The following is a 677-nucleotide window of genomic DNA, read 5'->3' as shown; positions in this document are numbered from 1 at the left end:
CGTTCGATGGGCATCAGCGTGTGCGCGCTGAAGTCGCTTGCGGGCTCATCGAGCGCGTTGGGCACGTAGTTGCCGTTGCCGTCGTGCTCGAACGCCGGATTGCTCACGTCGTGGCAGGTGCCGCAGAACGCCGCGTCCTGGTGGAATGGAGAAACCAGTATCTGGTGGAGCGGCTGGACGTCGGAGAACGGGCCGCGGCGTACGCCGTCGGGGTCGAGCACGTACATGCCGTTGCCGAAGCCAGCCGGGGGGTTGCTCAGGCTGGCGAGGATCCCGATGTCCGCGCTTGGATTCTCCTCATTGTAGAGGGGATCGACCATGCGGTGGCAGACATCGCACGACACGCCGCTGCGATCGTTGTAGAGAATGGCGCTGCCGCTGGTCGGCGTGGAGCGGCCGGCGGTCCACGCCTTCGGCACGTGGCAGCGGATGCACAGGTCGCCGGACGACGGGGCGTCCTGATTGGCGACGGTCAGGCAAGCCTCGAAGAGTGGGTCGCGCGACGCGTTGGCCATCATCGAGCCGCGCCAGACGAAGTAGGGCTCGGCAGCCGGGTCGTAATTCCCATGACACCCGGCGCAGTTGTTGCCCGGATCGCGGATGTCGATGCCGTGCTCGAACGGCTGGGTGCCGGGCTGATCGAAATCGCGCAGCGTCGTCGGGACTGTGCCGCCCGG

1 protein-coding gene is annotated in these 677 nt (G+C 67.1%); it reads right to left on the bottom strand.

Features of this window, described 5'->3' with window-relative positions; translation table 11 throughout:
* A partial coding sequence (locus tag KDM41_18300) for a hypothetical protein (protein ID MCB1185376.1) occupies positions 1-677 on the bottom strand: 677 nt, incomplete at both ends.

The organism is bacterium (genome assembly GCA_020440705.1).
Taxonomy (GTDB): domain Bacteria; phylum Krumholzibacteriota; class Krumholzibacteriia; order LZORAL124-64-63; family LZORAL124-64-63; genus JAGRNP01.
The sequence above is the reverse complement of the archived record's forward strand: the minus strand, read 5'-3'. Positions and strand labels throughout refer to the sequence as shown.